This window comes from Kitasatospora sp. NPDC058406 (assembly GCF_042722765.1).
Lineage (GTDB): Bacteria > Actinomycetota > Actinomycetes > Streptomycetales > Streptomycetaceae > Kitasatospora.
Genome location: NZ_JBHXKE010000426.1, coordinates 1 through 4,175 on the forward strand (window position 1 = coordinate 1; position 4,175 = coordinate 4,175).

A 4,175-nucleotide genomic window follows, 5' to 3' on the forward strand; every position below is an offset into this window, starting at 1 on the left:
CTGCCGGGGCTGGTGGGTCGGGGGGGTTTACCCGGGGCGGGGGGGGCGGGGGGGAGGGCGCCCCCCCCCGGTCGGCCGCCCGGTACCCCGCTCGGGTGTGGGCCGAGCGCGGTGCCGGGCGGTCCGCCGACGGCCGCGAGGGGGGCGGCCGGTCGGCCGTACGCGCGTGGGCCGGGGCCGGGGGGACCGGGGCCGGGGGGCTGCACCGGTCGGGCGCCGGTCGGGGGCCGCTGCCCGGGCCGGCCGCCGCGCGACGGCTATCCGGCGGCGAGCAGGGCGGGGAGTTCCCGCATGTCGTCGAAGACGACGGTCCCGGGGCCCGCCAGCCGGTCGGCGGCGGTGAGACCCCCGGCGTAGCCGAAGGCGCGCATGCCGGCGGCGCGGGCGGCCCGGACGCCGGGCTCGCTGTCCTCGACGACGGCGCAGGCGGACGGCGGCACGCCCATCCGCTGCGCCGCGTACAGGAAGAGGTCGGGGGCCGGCTTGCCGCGGGCGACCTCGGTGGCGCTGAAGATCCGGCCGGCGAAGCGGTGGTGGAGCCCGGTGCGGCCGAGGGTGTGCGCCATCTTCTCGTGCGAACCGCTGGAGGCGACGCAGGTCGGCAGGGTGATCGCGTCCAGCGCCTCCGGCAGGCCGTCGACGGCGGCGAGTCCGGCGTCCACCTCCTCGGCGTGCCGCCGGACGAACGCCTCCCACCACGCTCCGGCGGCCTCCTCACCGAGCCGGGCGGCGATCTGTTCGTGGATCGAGGCCTGGGAGCGGCCGATGAAGCGCTCCACCACGTCGGCCTCGGTGAGCGGCCAGCCGAGTTCGGCACTGAGCGCGACCTGGACGCGGGCGGCGATCCGCTCGCTGTCCACGAGGACCCCGTCGCAGTCGAAGATGACGAGCCGTATCGGGTCCGGTGAGGGTGCCGACGGGAGCGCCGGTGAGGGCGCCGGTGAAGTGATCATGACCGGACAGCATAGGGGGGCGCCCGACCGCCGACGGGCCGCGCCAGGGCCGTCCGTCGGCGGGAGGGGACCGGCGGGAGGATACCGGCGGAAACATGGGTCCCGATATCCGTCATGGCGCCGCAACAATTCTCCCCGGGTATTGCCAGCGACTCCCCGCAACTCCTACAGTCGCTCGCATGGCAGCTGGCGATTTCCTGGCTGCTCGTCGGCATGTCGATTTCGGACGGCTGGCGAGCGCCCTCTGTACAGCCCACTCGGCGTGAGTCGGGCGGCGGTTCCCCGAAGGACGGACGGGAACCGGCCGACCCGCGTCGCGATTCCTCGGGGTGGCTCGCACTCGCACCGTTCGTGCAGGTAGACGAGGCGCCCCGGTTCCTTTCAGGCGGACTGCCGGCGACTCGCCGTGCCCGTGGACGCCCTCCTGGGTGCGGGTGCGGACGAGTCGCGGGCCGGAGTTCCGCTTCCCGGCACCGATTTCCGGCAATGCCGAACCGGGATTTCCCGTGAGCGGCCTGCCGGGATCACCGAAAAGCACGGAGGGAATTCGAATGAGCGATTCCACGGGAGATTCGACCGGCAATTCGACCGACGGCCCGGTCGGGGACGGCCGGACGCCGGCCGTCGGCCGGCGGGGGTTCCTCACGGGCGCCGCCGCCGTGGCGGCCACCGCGGCGGCCCCCGCCGCACTCCAGCTCGCCGCCGCCCGGCCCGCGGCCGCCGCCGGCGCCGCCGCCCGGCCGAACATCCTGCTGATCGTCACCGACGACCAGCCCAAGCACACCGAGTGGGCGATCCAGAAGACCGTGGACTGGATCGCCGGCCAGGGCGTCCGGTTCAGCCACGGCCACGTGAGCACACCGCTCTGCGCGCCGTCGCGCTCGTCGGTGTTCTCCGGCCGCTACGCCCACAACCACGGCGTGCGCAACAACGGTGCGTCGCACAGTCTCGACCAGAACACCACCGTGCAGCGCCACCTCCGGCAGGCCGGCTACCGCACCGGTCTCTTCGGCAAGTACCTCAACTCCTGGGCGCTGGCCGACAACCCGCCGCACTTCGAGGAGTGGGCGCTGCTCCAGCCCGCCTTCAACAACGCCAACTGGAACATCGACGGCACCGTCCAGACGCTCACCGGGTACACCACCAACATCATCAAGAACCGCACGCTGGCCTTCCTGGACAAGGCCGCCACCGACACCCGCCCCTGGTTCGCCTACGTCACCCCCTACGCCTCGCACGAACCCAACGTCCCGGCCGCCAAGTACGCCGACACGGTGGTGCCGCCGTGGAACGGCCGCCCCTCCGTGCCCGAGGCCGACCGCAGCGACAAGCCCGGCTACATCAAGAACGCCACCTCCACGCTCGCCGACGCCCAGGCGCTGCGGACCCGGCAGCTGCGCAGCCTGCTCTCGGTCGACGACGCCGTCCAGGCGATCCACGACAAGCTGGTGGCGCTCGGCCAGCTGGACAACACCCTGGTCATCTACGTCGGTGACAACGGGTACACCTGGGCCGACCACGGCTGGCTCAAGAAGTCGGTGCCCTACTCCCCGGCCCACGAGGTGCCGTTCTACCTGTCCTGGCCGGCCGGTGGGCTCGGCGCGGGCACCGTCGACAACCGGATCGTCGCCAACATCGACATCGCCCCGACCATCCTCGACGCCGCCGGCATCACGCCCGGCACCCCGCAGGACGGCCACTCGCTGCTCGGCACCTACAGCAGGGACCACCTGCTGGTCGAGTGGTGGAAGCAGGGCACGGCGGCGGGCGGCCCGCCCACCTGGTCCTCGTACGTCGCGAAGGACCGGCAGTACACCGAGTACTACGCGCTGCACACCGACGCGAACGGCACGGTGTCCGGCACCGGAGAGGTGAAGTTCCGCGAGTACTACGATCTGGCGGCCGATCCGTACCAGCTGACCAACCTGCTGTACCAGGCGACGCCGCAGGAGGAGCAGGCGCTCGGTGTCCCGGCGCTGGCGGCGCAGCTGGCCGCCGACCGGGTCGCCTGACCGGGCCGCCCGACCGCTCGACCACCGGTGGTCGGCGCCCCGCACCCGGTTCGCCCGGTGCGGGGCGCCGGCCCCGCACCGACCACCCGGAACGAGGAACCCCGTGCCGACCACCAAGCCCTGCTGCACCCCCGGACGCGGCACGGACACCGGCGGGACCACCGCCACCGTGCTGCCGCTCGCCGACCCGCGGGCGCTGCGTGTCGCGCGGCAGCTGACCGGCCTGCCCGGCGGGCGGTTCCTGATGGGGACGGACGACCGGGAGGGCTACCCGGCCGACGGCGAGGGGCCCGTCCGACCGGTCGAGCTGAGCCCGTTCCGGATCGCGCCGACCACGGTGACCAACGCCGCGTTCGCGACCTTCGTGAAGGCGACCGGCCACCGCACCGAGGCGGAGACCTTCGGCTTCTCCTACGTCTTCGAGGGCTTCCTGCCCGGGGAGCTCGCCGCCGCCTCGCCCGCGGTGGCCGCCGTGCCGTGGTGGCGGGCGGTCGCCGGGGCGGCCTGGAGGTCGCCGGAGGGGCCGGGCTCCTCCGTCACGACGCGTCAGAACCACCCCGTCGTCCACGTCTCGTGGAACGACGCGCAGGCGTACTGCGCCTGGTCCGGCACCCGGCTGCCGACCGAGGCCGAGTGGGAGTACGCCGCCCGGGGCGGGCTGGAGCAGCGGCGCTACCCGTGGGGCGACGAGCTGATGCCGGGGGGACGGCACCTGTGCAACATCTGGCAGGGCGTCTTCCCGACGCTGAACACGGCGGCGGACGGTCACCGGGGCACCGCCCCGGTGACCGCGTTCCGGCCGAACGGCTTCGGGCTGTACAACACCGTCGGCAACGTCTGGGAGTGGTGCGCCGACTGGTTCAGCCCCGGCTTCCACCGCACGGGGCCGGGCCACGACCCGGCCGGGCCGCCGGACGGCTCGGCGCGGGTGATGCGCGGGGGCTCCCACATGTGCCACGAGTCGTACTGCAACCGCTACCGGGTGGCGGCGCGCAGCTCGAACACGCCGGACAGTTCGGCCGGCAACATCGGATTCCGGGTGGCGGCCGACGCCGTGGACGGTGGGGTGGCCGGTTGACGGGCGGGGTGGGGGCGCTCGACGGCGGCCGAACCGCCGTGTCCTAATCCGTGTGTAGGGGTTCTAGCCGGGCCCGGGTTCGGGTGGCTGGTCTGACTGTTGGATGAGTTCGTTGCGGTCCGTGGGCGCCGG

3 protein-coding genes are annotated in these 4,175 nt (G+C 73.8%); 2 read left to right on the forward strand and 1 reads right to left on the reverse strand.

The features are described 5' to 3' along the window. Positions 1–257: 257 nt before the first annotated feature. Positions 258–953 (reverse strand): HAD family hydrolase, encoded by a 696-nt coding sequence (locus ACFWOG_RS39905; protein ID WP_380364559.1) that lies wholly within the window; start codon positions 951–953, stop codon positions 258–260. 551 nt (positions 954–1,504) lie between these two features. Here ACFWOG_RS39905 and ACFWOG_RS39910 point away from each other — a divergent pair. Both ACFWOG_RS39910 and ACFWOG_RS39915 read left to right on the forward strand, forming a co-directional pair. Continuing rightward, positions 1,505–2,965: a sulfatase gene (locus ACFWOG_RS39910; RefSeq protein WP_380364561.1), complete on the forward strand. Its 1,461-nt coding sequence runs from the start codon at positions 1,505–1,507 to the stop codon at positions 2,963–2,965. Between the two features lie 103 nt (positions 2,966–3,068). Continuing rightward, a complete protein-coding gene (locus tag ACFWOG_RS39915; protein ID WP_380364563.1) occupies positions 3,069–4,043 on the forward strand; it encodes a formylglycine-generating enzyme family protein in 975 nt (324 codons plus the stop codon). Positions 4,044–4,175 lie beyond the last annotated feature (132 nt).

Bases quoted from the DNA above. Each gene is read 5' to 3' on its own strand.
- ACFWOG_RS39905 (WP_380364559.1), bottom strand. From the start codon at position 953: ATGATCACTTCACCGGCGCCCTCACCGGCGCTCCCGTCGGCACCCTCA.
- ACFWOG_RS39910 (WP_380364561.1), top strand. From the start codon at position 1,505: ATGAGCGATTCCACGGGAGATTCGACCGGCAATTCGACCGACGGCCCG.